General features: G+C 31.5%; 15 protein-coding genes. 9 read left to right on the forward strand and 6 right to left on the reverse strand.

Translation table 11 applies throughout. The annotated features are described in order from the left end of the window. Positions 1–23 precede the first annotated feature (23 nt). Positions 24–4,361, reverse strand: coding sequence for a hypothetical protein (locus CBD51_003440; GenBank protein ID RPG59279.1), 4,338 nt, complete (start codon positions 4,359–4,361; stop codon positions 24–26). Between the two features lie 4 nt (positions 4,362–4,365). Further along, positions 4,366–8,139 (reverse strand): hypothetical protein, encoded by a 3,774-nt coding sequence (locus tag CBD51_003445; protein RPG59280.1) that lies wholly within the window; start codon positions 8,137–8,139, stop codon positions 4,366–4,368. 111 nt (positions 8,140–8,250) lie between these two features. Between CBD51_003445 and CBD51_003450 the strand changes: the two genes are divergently transcribed. Next, entirely contained in the window at positions 8,251–8,676 is a 426-nt protein-coding gene (locus CBD51_003450; protein RPG59281.1) for a hypothetical protein, read from the forward strand. Here CBD51_003450 and CBD51_003455 read toward each other — a convergent pair. Continuing rightward, entirely contained in the window at positions 8,673–9,983 is a 1,311-nt protein-coding gene (locus tag CBD51_003455) for an adenosylhomocysteinase (protein RPG59282.1), read from the reverse strand. The genes CBD51_003450 and CBD51_003455 overlap by 4 nt on opposite strands. 86 nt (positions 9,984–10,069) lie before the next feature. On the opposite strand from CBD51_003455, the gene CBD51_003460 reads away from it, so the two are divergent. From CBD51_003460 to CBD51_003475, 4 genes are all read left to right on the forward strand, one after another. Further along, entirely contained in the window at positions 10,070–10,684 is a 615-nt protein-coding gene (locus CBD51_003460) for a 4'-phosphopantetheinyl transferase superfamily protein (GenBank protein RPG59283.1), read from the forward strand. Beyond that, positions 10,681–11,259, forward strand: a complete 579-nt coding sequence (locus tag CBD51_003465; GenBank protein ID RPG59284.1) for a hypothetical protein — start codon at positions 10,681–10,683, stop codon at positions 11,257–11,259. Before CBD51_003460 ends, CBD51_003465 begins: the two co-directional genes overlap by 4 nt. Then, a complete protein-coding gene (locus tag CBD51_003470) occupies positions 11,238–11,759 on the forward strand; it encodes an ATPase (protein ID RPG59285.1) in 522 nt (173 codons plus the stop codon). The genes CBD51_003465 and CBD51_003470 overlap by 22 nt, the downstream gene beginning before the upstream one ends. A gap of 61 nt (positions 11,760–11,820) precedes the next feature. Further along, complete coding sequence (locus tag CBD51_003475; GenBank protein RPG59286.1) at positions 11,821–13,929, forward strand: T9SS C-terminal target domain-containing protein; 2,109 nt, start codon at positions 11,821–11,823, stop codon at positions 13,927–13,929. Between the two features lie 59 nt (positions 13,930–13,988). On the opposite strand, the gene CBD51_003480 is transcribed toward CBD51_003475, so the two are convergent. Further along, positions 13,989–14,912: a bifunctional riboflavin kinase/FAD synthetase gene (locus CBD51_003480; protein ID RPG59287.1), complete on the reverse strand. Its 924-nt coding sequence runs from the start codon at positions 14,910–14,912 to the stop codon at positions 13,989–13,991. Positions 14,913–15,049: 137 nt separating this feature from the next. On the opposite strand from CBD51_003480, the gene CBD51_003485 reads away from it, so the two are divergent. The 3 genes from CBD51_003485 to CBD51_003495 are packed head-to-tail and all read left to right on the forward strand — an operon-like array spanning position 15,050 to position 17,461. Further along, positions 15,050–16,576 (forward strand): F0F1 ATP synthase subunit beta, encoded by a 1,527-nt coding sequence (locus tag CBD51_003485; protein ID RPG59288.1) that lies wholly within the window; start codon positions 15,050–15,052, stop codon positions 16,574–16,576. Next, a complete protein-coding gene (gene atpC / locus CBD51_003490) occupies positions 16,576–16,818 on the forward strand; it encodes an ATP synthase F1 subunit epsilon (protein ID RPG59289.1) in 243 nt (80 codons plus the stop codon). Before CBD51_003485 ends, atpC begins: the two co-directional genes overlap by 1 nt. Further along, on the forward strand, positions 16,748–17,461 hold the full coding sequence (locus CBD51_003495; GenBank protein RPG59290.1) for a hypothetical protein: 714 nt from the start codon (positions 16,748–16,750) through the stop codon (positions 17,459–17,461). The genes atpC and CBD51_003495 overlap by 71 nt, the downstream gene beginning before the upstream one ends. A gap of 1 nt (position 17,462) precedes the next feature. Here CBD51_003495 and CBD51_003500 read toward each other — a convergent pair whose 3' ends face one another. Together CBD51_003500 and rsgA are read right to left on the reverse strand one after the other, a co-directional pair. Continuing rightward, the gene (locus CBD51_003500) at positions 17,463–17,903 is read right to left on the reverse strand and encodes a D-tyrosyl-tRNA(Tyr) deacylase (protein RPG59291.1); all 441 of its coding nucleotides are present in this window, start codon (positions 17,901–17,903) and stop codon (positions 17,463–17,465) included. A gap of 2 nt (positions 17,904–17,905) precedes the next feature. Beyond that, a complete protein-coding gene (gene rsgA, locus CBD51_003505) occupies positions 17,906–18,841 on the reverse strand; it encodes a ribosome small subunit-dependent GTPase A (GenBank protein ID RPG59292.1) in 936 nt (311 codons plus the stop codon). 72 nt (positions 18,842–18,913) lie between these two features. Here rsgA and CBD51_003510 point away from each other — a divergent pair, with 72 nt between their 5' ends. Then, the gene (locus CBD51_003510) at positions 18,914–19,600 is read left to right on the forward strand and encodes an ATP-binding cassette domain-containing protein (GenBank protein RPG59293.1); all 687 of its coding nucleotides are present in this window, start codon (positions 18,914–18,916) and stop codon (positions 19,598–19,600) included. The last annotated feature ends 49 nt before the right edge of the window (positions 19,601–19,649 follow it).

Below are 19,649 nucleotides of genomic sequence, written 5' to 3' on the forward strand. Positions count from 1 at the left end.
CTTTATTAATCTATATTATAATCCTAGAAACTATCTAAATCAGTTGGCCTAAGCGCACCAAACCATTTAAGTACCTTCTCTCCAATTTCACCTGCATCTACGTGTATGATATAAACACCTGATGCAATTGGAATACCATAATTATTTTTTAAATCCCACTCAAAAAAAGATATATCATTATCTTTTTTTACTTGTCTAATTAAATTTCCGTTAACTGTATAAATTGAGATCGTACATTCCCTAGGTAAATTTGTAATTTTTACTCTGTTATCTACCTGTCCTGTTTCATAGCCAGATGCACCATTATATGGATTAGGAACAATATTAACTTCCTTTAGACCTGCTTCTTTTGCATCCTTATTATCAATTAAAGTTAATATTTCAGATGAATTAAATGTATAGTAAGGATATCCTGAGTTTATTAAAGAATCTGAATTACTATTCGCAATTACACTTAAGTCTCTGTAACCATAATTTTCTTGAACACGAGCTCTAATCACTATTTCATTACCAAGAAATTCTTGATCTCGATTAGAGACCCAATTACCTACCCATTGTATATGTTCAATGACCTGTTTCTTTCTTAAAGAATTCCATGCATTTCCAGAAGTTGATCCAACATATGAATCATAATGTGGATTATCTTCATGATTATGACCTTGATATTCAGTATCTAGAACAAAAACAGCATGACCACCATTCATAGTAACAGAGTTAACCTCATCCCAGTTACTTTGGTCAATAAGATTAGGTTCACCTGCTCCATATATATATCCAGTGGGATTGTATAACATATCATCTCCATTGTGTTCTTCACCTAATGAAGAATTTTCTGAAAACATTAAATTTAATCTCCTACCAGATGAAACATCAATTGCATAGCCTGGAAACCATCCCCAGCCATTCTCAGAATTAAAACCTGATCCGGATAAATCTGGGTTTCCATCTTTATCAACATTACTATCTAATCTTAAATCCCACTTTTCTTCTCCATTTTCTCCTGTTCCAGAGCCTACATCCCATGAACCATAATCATCACCTGAAACCCAGTCATTACTGCTAATTTGATTATTATCTATTGCAGGTCCATTACCATTCCATGATAATTCTGTTTCAGACATATCTAAGACAGGACATCTTGTCCATAAGTCCTTATTAGGAGTTAGAACAACATCAACGTTATTTAAATTATTCAGGTCAGTCTCTGATTTCCATTCTTTCCAAGCTAATCCTCCACCAATTGTATCAATAGAATTGATTTCATTAGTTGTAGTTGAAGATGCTATATTACCCTTGTAATCAGTACTTACTAATTTATAAGGAACTAATGCTTGATTTTCATAAACACCATTTGGATCTAATGAAATATCACCAGACTCTAGCGGAGAACCATCTATACCAAGGTCACCAAAATCTTGGTATTGAAATAGCACTGCATCACTAGCTGTAAAAGAATTATTACCAGATCTAACCCAGTCTAAGGGCCTCAAAAAAGGAGCAAACTGCCATACATCGTCAACATCAGGAATAGGGGCTAACCATAGATTTTGAGTAGCAGAGGTATATTCTGTACCATTAAGAATATCATCTAAATCCTCGGAGGTGGTACCGTTTTCCATAGATGACCAAACTATCTCCTCCATTTGAGAGTTAGTTACAGTGAAACTAATCCAATCTGTACAACTCAAACATCCTAAGTTATCTACCTGTCCTGATTCTAGATCAGATATTTTCTGAAATTTTACTGCTAGACCCCACTCAGGAATAATTTGTTGAGCATTATCTTTTAAAGTGTTCTGTGACAATACCGAAATTGTATCACCGTCTTCTATTTTAGACATTTTCCATGTTACATCGTCAATATTACCTGAGTCGATATCAGTCATTTGAAAAATAAAATCAGCATCTGGGACAGACAATGGATCAATAACACTAATTAATGCAGGAGAACTATTGATCATATACGATAAGGTATCGGAAAAATAATTTTCAGCAATACTATTCCTAGAATTATCTGTTAATTCTAAAAAACCTCCACCATTACCACTTCCCGCTAAACCTGTCTGAGATGGAATTGTACCATAAGATGCAGTCGGAACATCTCCGAATGATTCAGTTTTGTGAGGAATAATTGTATAAGTTCTTATATTTTTTCTACCAGCTAAATATGGCTTCTTTTGTCCTAAAATACTAGGTGAGTAAGCAGATGCAGATGTAAATGGAATTTCTGTAGCATAAGGAATGTACTCATTATAAGCATATGCAATTGCCATATAATAATATGCTTTATTGTTAATTAGTCCAGGATCACCGGATGCAAATTTATCCTCAGTAATCAGAATTGAATTATTTATACCAGAATTCGAAGCACCTAATGTCATATTTTGAGGTAAATATACATTAGGGCCTATACTCTCATCAAGCGAATAATTAACTAAATTAGATATCGGTGTTGAATCATCAGTTGGTGTTGTAACAACATCTCCATCAGCTGTTCTATAATTTTCTATATCACATTGGTATATCATAAATGCCTTATCAGGATTATATAAATCATTCGATGTAACAGTGGCATCCTTAAGTTGAAAAACTTGATAACCTTCGAAAACATAATTTTTATTAATATCTAGGTTTTCAAATACGCCAGGGTTTATTTGTGATTCAACTAAAACATCCGAGATAAATGGATCTTCCTCTGTATACTGATTTGCATAATTATTAGAATTTTCAGCATTTGTTAAATTTATAATTATCTTTTGGTCTAATTCAACAAAATTAATATCTGGTGCACTTGGTCCGTCAATAACTTCAAAACAAATATCAAATAAAGTTTGGGCTTTGTTATCAGCAATCTTCATAAGTTCCACAGAGGCAAAATTATTACCTTCGGAAGCACGGGCCCAAACCACCCCAGTAGTAATATAATTAACAGCACCCGGTTCAAGTGTAAATGGACCAGCAGATTGTAAAAATCTTCTGTCTGCAGGATCATTACCAGCAGTTATTTCTGTCCACTCTTCAGTAAAAGAAGGGTCTGTATTACCAGGAAACATGAAATTGCATTCCGTATTTGAAGATTCCCATCCTGTCCCACCATATGTCATAGGCTGACCATTTTTCCATATTCCACGTAAATAACCATAGTAATGTGTGGCATTCTCTGGATTACCAAAATCAGAAAAATCATTATTGTAATAAACAAACTTGGACATTATAATTTGTTCTCCTGGTTCATCAATTTCACCATCCTTATCATTATCTATTCCATCTCCGATATCAGCTAATGGGCCTCTAAAAAAATCAACTCCAATCGCAGGCGGAGGATCATCAGAATCATAATTATAACCCGCCGTTCCATCATCATCTGCATCGCCATTGTAACAGTATCCCAATCCTAAACTTACATCACATCCAACATAATCATCTTGATAATTTCCAAGATCTGGATCTACCCATTGTCCAAAATAAGTTTCATTAAGAACTGATGTTGATCTATTCATTATTTTATAACTATAAAAAGTCATATTATTTATTTCATCATTGGTAGTAAAACCAAATGCTTGTGCCTGTATTTCAAGTCCAATAGCTGATTCTGAACCAGTTTCTGTGTGAATATTACCATTGTCATTAAAAACCCACCAAAGAGTTTGATCACCAAATAAAACGTCATCATTTTTACAATCTTTTGTCCCCTCTAAATCATATCCAGGATAATCAATCCCAACTGTATACATCCCATCAGCATTTACGTCTTCAAAAGGGGCTAAGTAATCAAATGTGCCATCTACATCAACTCTACTGGCTGGCCAATCAGAAATTACTTGTGCTTGAGAATAATTAGGATAAGAAGTAGCAACATCACAATTCGGATCAGATAAACATGTATTATATCCAACATAATCTTCTACCTCTTGTCGAGTAATGACAAAATGTTTGTCATACTCAGTACAAATATCCTGACCTACGGTACCATAGTCATCACTAGCTACATCAGCATTAAGTGGACCAGGCCAAAAATCATTTCCATCTTGTCTGTAAGTCATACCTGCAACCTTCAAATTTCCTTGATCATCTAGACCTCCAATCCATAAAGCACCAGCAAACATAGAATGTTTACCTCCGCCATTAGGAATCTCATATTTTCCATTATCTAAATCCCACCACATATCACCTCCAGCTAAAATAGTCGTCCTAACATTATTAATATTTAATTCTGTTTGAGCTGTGGCTGCTAAACAACCAGAAGCAATTATCCTATAATTATTATTGTTCGAATCATTTGGATTTGGAATATTTTCCTTTGCATTTAAGCTTGTAAAGCTTATAAAAATAACTAATATTGATACTAAATAATTTTTCATATATCTAAAAGTTTACTTGCATTCCTAATTTTATTAATCTCGGTCTAGTATAACTATCAGGACTATTTACCTTAACATCATATTGATCATAAAAAGCCATCGGATTTACCTGCTGTGAAACATATTGCTGACCTTCAGCAGAGGATAAATATCCATCATCATCTGGATTACCTGTGTACCTGTAAACACCCACAATATTATCTGTATTAAGAAGATTTTCAATTTGAACATATACCTCCATATTTAACTTTCTAGTATCGTTCATTTTAAACTGAAATGTTTTATCAAGTCTTACATCAGTTCTAAAAGTCCAAGGTTTTCGAGCTCCATTTACACTGCCTTCAAGAACGTCTCGTGTATTGACACCAAACATTGCTTGAGCCAAAATATTGGACTGTTGACTGTATGGTGTTCCAGAACCAGCAGCAAATACAAAATTTGCACCAAAATTTTCAAGAATATTTTTTCCAAATAAAACGGGTCCATCATAACGATTACCTGAACCATAACGATAATCAATATTTGCACTAATATTATGCCTTTGGTCAAAATCAAGAGGAAGTGTTGTTCTTAAATTTGGAAAACCATCATTAACTAACTGTTGAGCAGTAGTGGCAGAAGAACCTGATCCATCAGCAAACTGTAAAGTATAATTTGCCGTTAATGACATATTTTTAGTTCTTCTCAAATCATATCCAAATGAAAAACCTTTAACATTTCCAAAATCTATATTGTCAAAATGTGTATATGTCATAGGGTAAGCTTCTGTAACTCTTGCGGCCTGAATCATATCACTTAACTCTCTATAAAATGCCGAAAAAGTGATGGCTGAATGACCTGTTAATGCTTGAGTAAAACCAACTTCATAATCTGTTGTCTTTTCAGGTAATAAATTTGGATTCGCCACTTCAGTTGTATTAGCTTCTAAAAATAAATAGTCAAATGGGTTCATTATATTATTAGAGGGTGGTCGTTGTGTTAAGATATCATAATGTGCAAAAAACATAGCCTCATCTGAAATTGGAAAATTAAATGATATTCTTGGCATTACAGAAACCGCTGGTGTATAATCTTCAAATGCATCTCCAGTTAAACCTCTATTAGGATCTGATAAATGATCAGGGTTTTGTAAAAAAGGTATTACACCACTTCCAAGACTTAAGACAGAGGGGTCTGTTACTGGCAGACCTGTAGCATCATACCAATTATCACCATCTCTATATCCAGTAATCTGAGTTTGATCAGTTATTGAATTAGCATATACTACAAAATTATCACCGATATTGGATGGATGTGCTGGTGCACTTGCATCTACAGTTGGATTTAAACCAGGATTTACTTCAGCTGCTGTCCTAGTTGGATAAAGTGAATACTTATCTTTTAACACCTCCTGATTTGCATCATATCTATCTATTCTTAAACCAACATTAAATACAATGTCGTCAAAAGCAAATTTGTCTTGTATGTAGGCAGCTGAATATAAGGGCTCAAAAGGAGATATTCTTCTTGTATAATCACCATTATCATCCTTTTCATTTAAAAAATCATCAAAGGAAACACGCTCATTTATTTCACTCCCTGTATGATCATACCCATAATAATAAAGATTTAAATAGTCACCCTGAAGTAATTCATCAGCAGCAAACATATCTATGGAAAAAACACCTGGATCATACTGATCTATATATAAATAATCATTAACTCCAAGTCCAAGCTCCTCTCTTAAGTTTTGACCAAATGTAGTGTAATTTTCATTGTCTTCACTAACATCGTAGAATGTAGAAAATATTAATACATCTTCATCAAAATCCCATTGTACCTCATCATCTACATAGTACTGAGGATTTGTTAAGTGTTGATTTGCTAACTGTCTAGCAGTACTCCATAGTGCAGGTGTATAAACTCTATAATATCTTTCTTTCTTTTTTTCATATTCAAAACCAAAAAGAATTGAATGGTTACCTATATCAGCAGAAGCTGAACCAGAAAAGGTTTGCTTTTGTTCTGAGTAATCATATGAGAAGTAATTAGGGTATCCTGAATTCCACCATAAACCATAAACATCAGGCGGAGAATCACCATTCATTAATGCACTAAATTGTACATGTTCGCGAGTTGGATTTTGTCCTTCTTCCATAAAAGAGTGGAAAAAATCATAATAATCTTGAGTATAGTTAGCAAGTAGAGGATTAGCATCACTAGCTTCAAAATCTAAAGTCACATGCTCTTGCAAAAGCACACCTGTTTGTGTTTCCTGTTGCCATAATAAATTTCCGTTTTCATCTACATCTTGGAATCCATCCGAATTTAAAACCGGAACTTTATTACCGTTTTGATCTAACACATATACATCATATGAATCCCAAAAAAAAGGCGACGTATTTGTAAAAGTTGTGTCATCTATAGATGGAGTGAATTTTCCAACATAACCATATTTAAAATAATCAGTACCATGATTTGGGTTTTCTAGTTTTGCTTTGTAAGCAGAGTAATCAGCTTGTAACGTATAGAATACATTCTTAACTAAACCTTGTGCTTCATCACCACTTAATTTATGTTGGATTCTAGCGTAGAAATTATAATTATCCCTAATGTATTGTCTATTATTGTCAAAATTTAGTAATTGTTTTCTCCACCAAAGAGAGCTTCCCATATCAACATGATGTGAAAAATTACCACCAACAGTTAGATTGATATCTTTTGTAATTCTTGCATCTAATTTTCCCTGAAGTTGTAATTTTTCATCACTTAAGTTTTTTTTCACATCTTGAATTGTCCAATCGTCAGATGTCAATTGTTCTGCTGCATTTAAAGAATAACTAGATGCATAGTTTCCATAAGAGGGAGTTCCTATAAACTCTAAAGGATGATTTTGAATTTCCGATAACACACTATTTCTCAAAGCAGGAACACCAATTGCAGAGGGGTCAGGATCTAATTTATGATTATATTCCCCCGTAATTAAATAACCAAGTATTGGTGTCTTATCATCATCTTTTTTTCTCCAAATTGGACCAGACAAATTAAAACCAATTAAATTATGATTATAAGGGTCTGTAAGTTGAGATGAACCTATCTCAAATCCTCCTTTAGTAATTCTAGAGGGGCCCCTTGTTGTAATACTAATAATACCACCAGTTGCATCACCATATTGAGCAGGCAAGCCCCCAGTTACAACTGTCATTTGATCAATTGCAGACTGTGGCAAAACATTTGAATTACCAGTAATTTTTATCCCATCAATATAGTAAGATGTTGCATTACTTCTAGATCCACGCACATTAATAGAACCCTCAGTATCAGACTGATAAATACCAGCTGTTGTGGCAGCAACATTTTGCACATTTCTGGTTGGTAGGGACGTAATTTGCTCAGCAGTTTTGGTTGAACCAGACTTATCCGCATCAATTAGCGGAACATCATATTCAATCACCTGTACTTCAGTCAATTCATTTGTACTGACTTTTAATTCGTAATCACTAAATGTAATTTTATTTGGCGATATCAGTACATTATTTTGAATAATAGTATTATATCCAATAAAAGATATCTCTACAGAGTATGTTCCTGGGTTAATTGGTTTTATTGTAAAATTACCATCAAAATCAGATGCGCCTCCAATTATAGTTGCACCATCCATTTTAACCACAACATTTGCCATAGGTATAGTTTCGCCTGTCATCGCATCTGTTACTTTCCCTTTTAATGTTCCACTTTGAGCAAAAACATTTAAAGATGTAAAGAAAACAATGAGAAATAGTATAATATTTTTATGCATATAACTTTATTTATGAGATGTAAAATTATTATATTTTTTAATGCACCAAATATATAAGAAAATAACAGATTTACAAAATATAATTATTTATAATAAGTATATTTATATCATATGTTAATAAATAATCTTTCAAACCACAAATTATTCGCTTTCCTATCAATTATAATAATAGGTTGCAGTAATGACTATAACTTTCCTAATGTTGATGTAAATATTACAATCCCTGTGACAATGCCTCAATACAATAATATGTATGGCAATTTGTGGGGTTATGAGTATTTAAATGGCGGTTTAGGTGGAGTTATCATCGTACAAGGAATGGATGATTTTATTGCATATGATCGATCGTGTACATTTGAAGTTAACTCTGAGTGTATAGTTTCTGGTCAGTACACCAATGATCCTATTTTAACCTGTAACTGTTGCAATTCACAATTTATTATTACAGACGGATCCGTGACTGAGGGCCCTGCAAATCAAGCTTTAAAAAAATACAATACCTTTTTTGATGGAGAAATACTATATATTACCAATTAATATCTATAAGTGTCAGGCTTAAAAGGTCCCGTTTTCGAAACACTAATATATTTCGCCTGCTCATCTGTTAACTCTTCTAACTCTACATCTAGCTTCTCAAGATGAAGTCTAGCAACTAGCTCATCCAAATGTTTTGGTAACACATAAACCTTATTTTCATACGACTCAACATTTTTCCATAATTCTATTTGCGCTAGCACTTGATTTGTAAATGAATTAGACATTACGAATGAAGGGTGACCAGTTGCACAACCCAAATTAACCAACCTACCTTCAGCCAATAAAATAATTTGCTTACCATTATCCAAAGTATACAAATCAACCTGTGGTTTTATTTGTTCTTTAACAGCATTTGCATTTAACCAAGCAACATCTATTTCATTATCAAAATGACCAATATTACAAACAATAGCTTTATCTCTCATTAGTTCAAAATGCTCTTGAGAAACTACGTTTTTATTACCAGTAGCAGTTATAATAATATCACTTTTCTTAACTGCATCAATCATTTTTATTACTGGGAAACCATCCATTGATGCTTGAAGGGCACATATAGGGTCAATTTCTGTGACAATTACTCTTGCTCCCCCACCTACGAGTGACGCAACTGTTCCTTTACCCACATCGCCATAACCGGCAACTGTAGCGACCTTACCAGCTAACATAATATCTGTAGCTCTTCTAATTGAGTCAACAGCTGATTCACGACAACCATACTTATTATCGAATTTAGATTTTGTAACTGAGTCATTAACGTTAATAGCTGGGATTGGCAATGTGTTGTTTTTTTCTCTTTGATACAACCTTAGTACCCCAGTAGTAGTTTCCTCACTTAAACCATTAATATTACTGACAAGTTCTGGATATTGATCTAAAACCATATTAGTCAAATCTCCCCCATCATCAAGAATCATATTTAAAGGTTTTTTGTCCTTAAATGCAAATATTGTTTGCTCTATACACCAATCAAAATCATCTTCCGTCATTCCCTTCCAAGCAAAAACAGGAACATTAGCTTGAGCTATAGCGGCAGCAGCATGATCCTGGGTAGAAAAAATATTACATGATGACCATGATACTTCAGCACCAAGATCTATGAGCGTTTCAATTAATACAGCAGTTTGTATTGTCATATGAAGACAACCAGCGATTCTAGCACCCTTTAATGGCTTTTCAGATTGATATTTTTTTCTAAGCATCATTAATCCCGGCATTTCTGCTTCTGCTAACTTAATCTCTTTTCTTCCCCATTCTGCTAAAGAAATATCTTTAATTTTGTAATTCATATGTTGTAATTTTGTTTTCATAATTTACATTAATTGTTTTCATAATTTGCGTGAGTACAAAGTTAATACATATTTAAATTTTATAATCTTTATTATTAGAAATATTTATGCCAATAATTAAATTAGAAGAAACTAAAAATTATAATATTGCCTTGTGGTCTATTAATGAGAGCCTAGAGGATCTTATAAAAATTCTTAAGCCGACAAATAAAGAACTTGAAACAATTAAATATTACAAAAATATTCAGCGCAAAAAACAAAATATCGCTAGCAGAATTTTATTAAATAAATTATCTAAAAAAAAAGAAGAATTGTTATACATGCCACATGGTGCCCCATATTGCAATACATTTCAAAACATTTCCATAAGTCATTCAAAAAATTATTGCGGTGTTGTAACAAGCAATCAACCAGTTGGGTTAGACATTCAATTCAAAAAAGAAAATATACACGAGATAAGTAATCGTTTTCTCAATTTGATGGAAAAAAATATTACAAAAAATAAAAATGACAATATACATTTTGTTTGGTGTACAAAAGAAGCAATATATAAAACCTTAAACGGTAGCACGTGTTCTTTTAAAGAAAATATTATTATTAATAATATAAACAAAAACAATATAAAAGCGACCTTTGTAAAAAAAGATATTTTAATTAAATACAATGTAAACTGTCAAAAAATTGACAATTATTTTATAACAATTGCAACTATAAAAAAATGATTGAAATATATAGCTATTTGATTGACAACATATTTCAGTTTTTAGGTGTTGTACTGAGCATCGTATATGTTGTATTCTCAATAAAACAAAACATATTATGTTGGGCTGCATTATTTGCGGCTTCATTATGCAATATATTTGCATACAATCAAATTAATCTTCCTTTACAGGTTAGTATGCAGTTTTTTTTTATTGGGACTGCTTTTTACGGCTGGTATCAGTGGAAAAATACAAAAAACAATTTGCCGTTAAAAGTATCAAAATGGACAATTAGACAACATCTTTTTTGGTTGCTATTTGGTTTCATATTTACATTAATACTAAGTCTATTCTTAAAAAAACTTAATATAAGTAGCTATCCTTTTCTAGACTCTTTAATGTTCACTTTTAATTTAATACCAATGTATATGACTGGTAAAAAAATTATTGAATCCTGGTTATACTTTATAGCTATTGATATAATAAGTGGTATATTTTATTTAAATACTGGAGAATACTTTTTTAGCTTTTTGTTTTTCTGCTATATTGGTTTTGCAACATATGGATTTTTGACATGGAAAAAAGATCTTACATGAAAAAAATTATTTTTACTGGCCCAGAATGTTCTGGTAAAACTCAATTAAGCAAACAAATCGCAAAACACTTCGGCCTTATTTGGGTAAAAGAATATGCAAGACAGTACCTAAATAATTTAGGCAGATTATATAATTACTCAGACTTGAAAAAAATTGCTCAAGGCCAATTAAATTTGGAAAAACAATACTCAAATAATGATTTTTTAATTTGTGACACTAACTTACAAGTAATTAAATTATGGAGTATTATTAAATTTTCTAAATGCGATCCTTTTATTTTAAATAATCAAGACCATCAAGCTCTATATGTTTTATGTAAACCAGATTTTGAATGGGTATTTGACCCATTAAGAGAAGATCCAAAAAAAAGAGATCAAATATTTAATTACTATAAAAAAGAATTGAAAGAAAATGGAATGGATTTTATAACCGTTGAAGGAAGCAATAATAAAAGATTTGAGCTTTTAAAGAAAAAAATAAGCAACATGTTAATAAAGTAAGCTTGAATATTGATAATTTCTAATTATATTTATTATGCCTCTTAATAATACTATTAATAAAATGAAAAACTTTACAATTATTCTTATACTATCTTGTTTTATAAATATTCAAGCAAAAGAAAATAATTCATACACAAATACTAACAATGATGCTCATAAACGAATGCTAGGGGGAGGATGCTTAGACCCTTCATCTGAAGCCGAATTAAATATTGGAAATGTGAGAGCTAATATTTTAGGTGGTGGTGATATGTGGTGGAACCTAAGTGAAGCAAGATATGAAATCCCCAAAGATGAGGGAGTTCACTCATTATTTGCAGGATCTTTATGGATTGGTGGTATGGACAATCAAAATAATTTAAAAATTGCTGCCATGACATATCGTCAAACCGGAAGTGATTTTTATCCCGGTCCTTTAAATGCCGATACTGAAAGTACAGAATATGGATCAATTACGTTTGATGACTGTAACAACTACAATCAACATTGGGTAATTTCTAAAAATGAAGTAGAAGCATATGTAACTTATATGGATTGTGTCAATGATGTTAATTGTGATGCAAACATTTCTTTCCCTGATTATACTACGCCTGATGTTATTACAAATTGGCCAGCTAGTCATTTTTCCTTTGACGGAACAAGTGAATACTTAGCTCCATTCATTGATGTTGATGGAGATGGAGAGTATAACAATTCTGACTATCCTGGATATGATTTAGATGCGGTTGGAAATTGCGCTGAAGAAGATTATTTGTTTGGCGATCAAAGTATTTGGTGGGTATTTAATGATGCAGGAAATTTTCACGGCGAAACTGGTGGAACACCGATTGGATTAGAAATACAAGCCCAAGCTTTCGCATATAAAACTAATGACGCATTATCTGATATGACTTTTTATAATTATAAAATAATTAACCGTTCAAATGAAACACTGAATGACACATATTTTGGCCAATGGGTTGACCCAGATATAGGTAATTATGAAGACGATTATGTCGGATGCGATGTTAATTTAGGACTTGGATATTGTTATAATGGAGATGATGATGATGATGGATTACAAGGAAGTGCTGGTTATGGCATAAACCCTCCTGCAATTGGAGTAGACTTTTTCAAAGGACCACTCGCAGATGCAAAGGATGGAATAGATAATGACCGCGATGGAGAAATTGATGAACTAGGAGAACAAATAATTATGTCAAAATTTGTTTATTATAACAATGCTGCTTGGGATACTGATGGGAACGACTGGAATAATGATCCCGCTTTAGACATGGACTATTATAATTATCTGAGAGGAGTATGGACCAATGGTCAACCAATGACATATGGCGGAAATGGAGGAGACACAAATAACCCTGAATGTGATTTTATGTTCCCTGGCGACACCGATCCCAATTTTGATACAGATTGGGATGAAACAACTGCAGGCAACATGCCATCTGATAGAAGATTTTTACAATCTGCAGGGCCTTTTACTTTAGATCCAGGAGCCGTAAATTATATCACGGTTGGAGTTGTATGGGCAAGAGGGGAAAGCGGACCTTTATCATCTGTAGAAGCAATGAAAGAAGCAGATATAATGGCTCAAGATTTATTTGATAATTGCTTTGATATTAATTACTTTATTTATGGCTGCACATGTGAATTTGCAACAAATTTTAACTCTAATGCAAATGCTGATGATGGATCCTGTAATTATCCTGATGATCTCTACATTGACTGTGACGGAGATTGTATACTAGGTGACACTGATGGCGATAGTTACTGTGATGGCATTGACAACTGTCCTGAAGACAGTAATTTTAGTCAATCTGATAGTGATGGAGATGGCGTAGGAAACTCATGTGATAATTGCCTAACCGTTTATAACCCCGACCAACAAGATAGTGACGGAGATGGTGAAGGAGATGAATGTGACCTTACACCAATATCATTAAATGAAGAAAATATTTTTATCAATATTTACCCTAATCCAGCAATTAATTATCTTCAGATTCATTCTAATTCAATAATTGAACAAATTTCAATTTTAGACATTAAGGGAACAATAATACTTGACCAATATAATGATAAAGAAATAAATACATCTGATTGGGGAGCTGGTAATTATATTGTAAAAATAAAAACTAAAAATAAAATATTTCAAGAAAATATTATTATTCAATAATAATTAAGACCTGTAAATAGAGGGCAAAATAAATAAACTATTAACGCCCTCTATTTATATTATAATAAAGTATTAATAGTAGCGATTTTATCTGCATGAAGCTGTTTTTTTAAATCCTCAACACTTGAAAATCTTATTTCGTTCCTAATTCGCCTTACAAACTCAACAGAAATGTACTGACCATATATATCTTTATTAAAATCAAATATATGAACTTCAATAGAAGAAGTTAAATTAGCAAAAGTGGGATTTTTACCAATATTAAGCATGCCTTTAAATTTTTTTTTGTCATAAATAATATTTACTGCATAAACACCGTCAGATGGAATTATTTTATTTTTATTTTTGACACTTATATTAGCCGTTGGAAAACCAAGGTCTCGTCCTATTCCCTTTCCCTTTACTATAACTCCAGATAAACTAAAAGTGTAACCTAAGTAACTATTGGCTAAAATCATATTACCCTTACTAATACTATCCCTTATTTTAGTAGAACTAATTGATTTATTATTTAAAAGACATGGACCAACAGAATGAATTTCAAAATTGTATAATTCTGACAACTCATTTAAGTTGTCAACAGAACCTTCTCTATTTCTTCCAAAGTGGTGATTATATCCAATAACCATATATTTTAAGCCAATTTTTTTAATTAAAACATCTCTAATATATTCTAATGATGACATCCTAGAAAAACTTTTGTTAAAATTTTGAAAAATCAAATGGTCAACTCCATAGGTTTCAAATAATTTAATATTTTCTTCGGCTGTATTAATTAGTTTTAATTCATTATCTGGATAAAGAAAAATTCTAGGATGCGGTGAAAAAGTTAATAAAACAGTTTCGGCTTTATTTGTTTTACCTAAATTAACTAACTGACTCAATAATTGTTTATGACCTAAATGAACACCGTCAAAAGTGCCAGTTGTAATTACTGCACGAGATAGTTTTGGAAATGAATCAACACCATAGTGTATTTTCATGAAAGATTTAAATTGAATAATTTATATAGTCAAAATTAGTAAAATAAATTACATTTTTACTATAGGTATTTAAATATAAATAGGTATTTTTGGGTCAATTTAATTTCACTTATTTTGAACTACATAAAACACTTATAATGTCAGAAAACATAGGAAAAATATCACAAATCATAGGTCCAGTAATTGATATAATTTTTGAAAAATCAGGCCAAGAATTACCAAAAATATACGATGCTTTGGAAATTATAAAAGACAACAATGAGAAAGTAATAGTAGAGTGTCAACAACACATAGGAGAAAATACTATCCGTGCAGTTGCAATGGACTCTACTGATGGTTTAAAAAGAGGTCTTCAGGTTAAATCTACAGGCAACCCTATTCTAATGCCAATTGGTGACGACATAAAAGGGAGATTATTTAATGTTGTTGGAGATGCTATCGATGGAATCGGGACTGTCACAAAAGATGGTGGGTACCCAATCCACAGACCTGCACCAGATTTTGCAGACCTATCTACTAGCACTGAAGTACTATTTACGGGAATTAAGGTGATTGATCTAATTGAACCATATGCCAAAGGAGGTAAAATTGGTTTGTTTGGAGGTGCTGGTGTTGGAAAAACAGTTTTAATTATGGAACTGATAAACAATATTGCTAAAGGGCATGACGGACTATCTGTTTTTGCAGGTGTCGGTGAGAGAACAAGAGAGGGAAATGACCTGCTGAGAGAAATGATTGAATCTGGAGTAATTAAATATGGAGAGGCTTTTGAAAAAGCCCTAGAAGAAGGTAAATGGGATCTAAGTAAAGTAGACAAAAATGAATTAAAAAAATCGCAAGCCACTTTGGTATTTGGACAAATGAATGAACCTCCAGGTGCAAGAGCAAGAGTAGCATTATCTGGACTGACACTTGCAGAGTACTTTAGAGACGGAGGTGCTGATGGTGATGGTGATGGTGAAAAAGATGGGAAAGATATATTATTTTTTATAGACAATATATTTAGATTTACACAAGCCGGATCTGAAGTGTCAGCTTTACTAGGTAGAATGCCTTCTGCAGTAGGATACCAACCAACACTCGCTTCTGAGATGGGAGCAATGCAAGAACGTATTACATCAACTAAAAAGGGATCCATAACATCTGTACAAGCCGTTTACGTTCCTGCAGATGATTTAACAGACCCTGCACCAGCTACCACCTTTGCACATTTAGATGCTACAACAGTGTTATCACGAAAGATTGCAGAACTGGGTATTTACCCAGCTGTCGACCCATTAGATTCAACTTCTAGAATATTAAATCCTGAAGTATTAGGTGACGAACATTACAATTGTGCACAAAGAGTAAAAGAAATTCTACAAAGATATAAAGAGCTACAAGATATTATTGCAATTCTAGGTATGGATGAATTATCAGAAGACGATAAATCTACTGTACATAGAGCAAGAAGAGTTGCAAGATTTTTATCACAACCTTTTCATGTGGCAGAACAATTTACTGGTATACCTGGTGTATTAGTTAGTATAGAAGATACTATAAAAGGTTTTAATATGATAATGGATGGAGAATTAGATCATCTTCCTGAAGCAGCGTTTAATTTAGTAGGAACAATTGAAGAGGCAATTGAAAAAGGTGAAAAGATGATCAAAGACGCAAAATAATGAATATAGAAATATTAACATTAGAAAAAAAAATCTTGTCTATAGAAGCTAAATCAGTAATTGTACCGGGAAAAAACGGGAAGTTTGAAATGCTAAATAATCACGCACCTATTATTTCTATATTAGATAAAGGGACAATAAAAGTAACTGATATAAACAAAAAAGAACAATTTGTTGATATTCTTGGAGGCAGTATTGAAATGTTCAATAATAAAATTACCATTCTTGCGGAAACTGAGTAATATTTTTTCTTTTTTAATTATCATTCTAACAACAACTATCAGCTGTATAAAAACAGAAAAGTTTAACATTCAAAATGGTGACCTCTTATTTCAAGACCTAGATTCTAGTCCACTATGTGAAGGCATAGAAAAGGTAACAATTGGCTTTAGTGATATGAAATTTTCTCATATTGGCATTTACACCAATATAAATAATGAAGATTATGTATTAGAAGCTTTTGATGGTGTTGATACAGTCAAATTAGATGAGTTTCTCAATCGAAGTTTAAACAAAAAAAAACAACCAAAAGTAGTTGTCGGAAGATTACAAAAAAAATATCAAAACCTAATACCCAACAGCTTAAAACATGGAATGAGTCTCATAAATTTAGAGTATGATGAGGAATTTAAAATTGATAATGGAAAATACTATTGTTCAGAACTAATATATGAGATGTTTTTAATTTCTAATAATAACGAAGAATTTTTTGAACTACAACCAATGACATATAAATTCAAAGGTCAAACATTAGATGTGTGGAAGGATTATTTTGAGAAACTAAATAAAATAATTCCTGAAAATGAACCAGGTATCAATCCTGGTGGGATTTCACTATCCAAAAAAATTAAAATAATTTATAATTATCAAGACAATACTTATTAAATTATTCTCTTTGTTTAGTATCTAAACTTAAAGTAAACGGACCATCATTAATAGATTCGACTAGCATATGGGCTCCAAAAATACCTGTTTTAATATTAGTAGTATTTAATTTTTCAGTACACAAAGTAAGAAAATCATTATATAATTTTTTTGCTAAAGCAGGATTTGCTGCTTTACTAAATGACGGTCTATTTCCTTTCTTCAAACTAGCAAATAAAGTAAATTGACTCACAATTAATAATTCTCCACTTTTCTCAATTAAAGACATGTTGTTTTTAAAAATCTTCATTTTAGATAATTTATTAATAGACCATTCATAATCTGAAGTTGAATCAGTACTAGAAAATGCAACATAACAAATTAAACCCTCATTAATTCGTGTTGAATAATTATTTTCTACACTTAGAGATGCACTTTTAACTCTTTGAATAACCAGTCTCATAATTATTTATAATTATTTTTTCTATAATTAGTATTTTTATCTAACATCGACAAATAACTATCATATCTTGATTGTACTATTTCCTTTTTATTTAATGCATTTAATACTCCACAGTAAGGTTCATTGACGTGAATACAATTTTTAAATTTACAATGCTGACTATGTAATAACATTTCTGGGAAGTATTTTGACAATTGATTCATATCAATATCAATTAGGCCTAAACCTTTAATTCCAGGAGTATCAATAATAAAACCACCAAACGATAAAGGATACATCTCAGCATATGTTGTGGTATGAACCCCCTGTTTATGATAATTAGAAATGGTCTTTGTTTTCAAATCCAATTTTGGTTCAATTAAATTTACCAGACTACTTTTACCAACTCCAGAATGACCTGTCAAAACTGTTACTTTATTTTTTAGTAGGTTCTTGATTTTCTTTATATTTTTTTTTTGCGGAACTGATGAAGATATAACTTCATATCCTATCTCTTTATAAATTTTTTGATAAAATTCTAATTTATTATTTGTTGATTTATTAATTAAATCAATTTTATTGAACACTAATTTCGACTCAATCCCATAAGCTGCAGATTGTACTAAGAATCTATCAATGAAATTTAATGAAGTTACAGGATTGTCAATAGTAATTATTAATAATGCTAGATCAATATTAGATGCAATTAATTGACTTCTGTGGGAAAGATTAACAGATTTTCTTATAATATAATTTTTACGCTTATGTATATGTTCTATAAAACCAATATTGTTTTTTTTATTAAATTGAAAATCTACATAATCACCAACAGCAATAGGATTAGTAAAGTCAATTTTTTGCAATCTTGTTTTTCCTTTTATTTTACAATCAAAAATCAAATTTTCATCTGACAAAACCTTACATAATGTTCCTGTTGTTTTTATCACCAAGCCTTTCATTGTAATAAAGTTAAACTTCATTAAGCATAAAAACTACATTAACAAATTAAAATTTATAAATTAGATAATATTATGAGTATAAAAGTTAATAACATATCAAAAAAAATTGGTCAACAGACAATTATTTCAAAAATTAACTTTGAAGCCAATCCAGGTGATATTGTTGGCATTTTGGGACCTAATGGAGCTGGAAAATCCACTATTATGAAGACAATAACTGGTTTATATACACAAACATCGGGGGATATATATATATGCGATAAAGAGACTATTTCGAATCGAATTTTTACGCAATCAAAAATTGGATATTTATCGGAAGAAAATCCTCTATATAAGGACATGTATGTCATTGAGTTTTTAGAATTTATCTGTGATATACACAAAATAAAATATCACAATTGTAATCCTATTATGGAACTCACTGGTTTACAAAAAGTGAAAAATCAAAAAATAAGCACGTTATCTAAAGGCTTTAAGCAAAGAGTTGGAATTGCTCAAGCATTAATACACAATCCAGATGTAATTGTTTTAGATGAACCAACATCAGGACTTGACCCACAACAATTGATAGAAATTCGTAATATTATTAAAAATCTTGGTAGAGATAAAACAATTTTATTATCTACGCATATTATTCAAGAAATTGAAGCAATGTGTAATAGAATTATTATAGTTAATAAAGGAAAATTGCTAGCTAATAAAAAAATTGAAAAATTCAACAACAATATTATGAATGAATTTTTACAATTAATAAAATAATGAAATTAGTAAAATTGTATATTTGACAACAATGCCTAAACTATATACA

The organism is Flavobacteriales bacterium TMED191, assembly GCA_002171975.2.
Taxonomy (GTDB): Bacteria; Bacteroidota; Bacteroidia; order Flavobacteriales; family TMED113.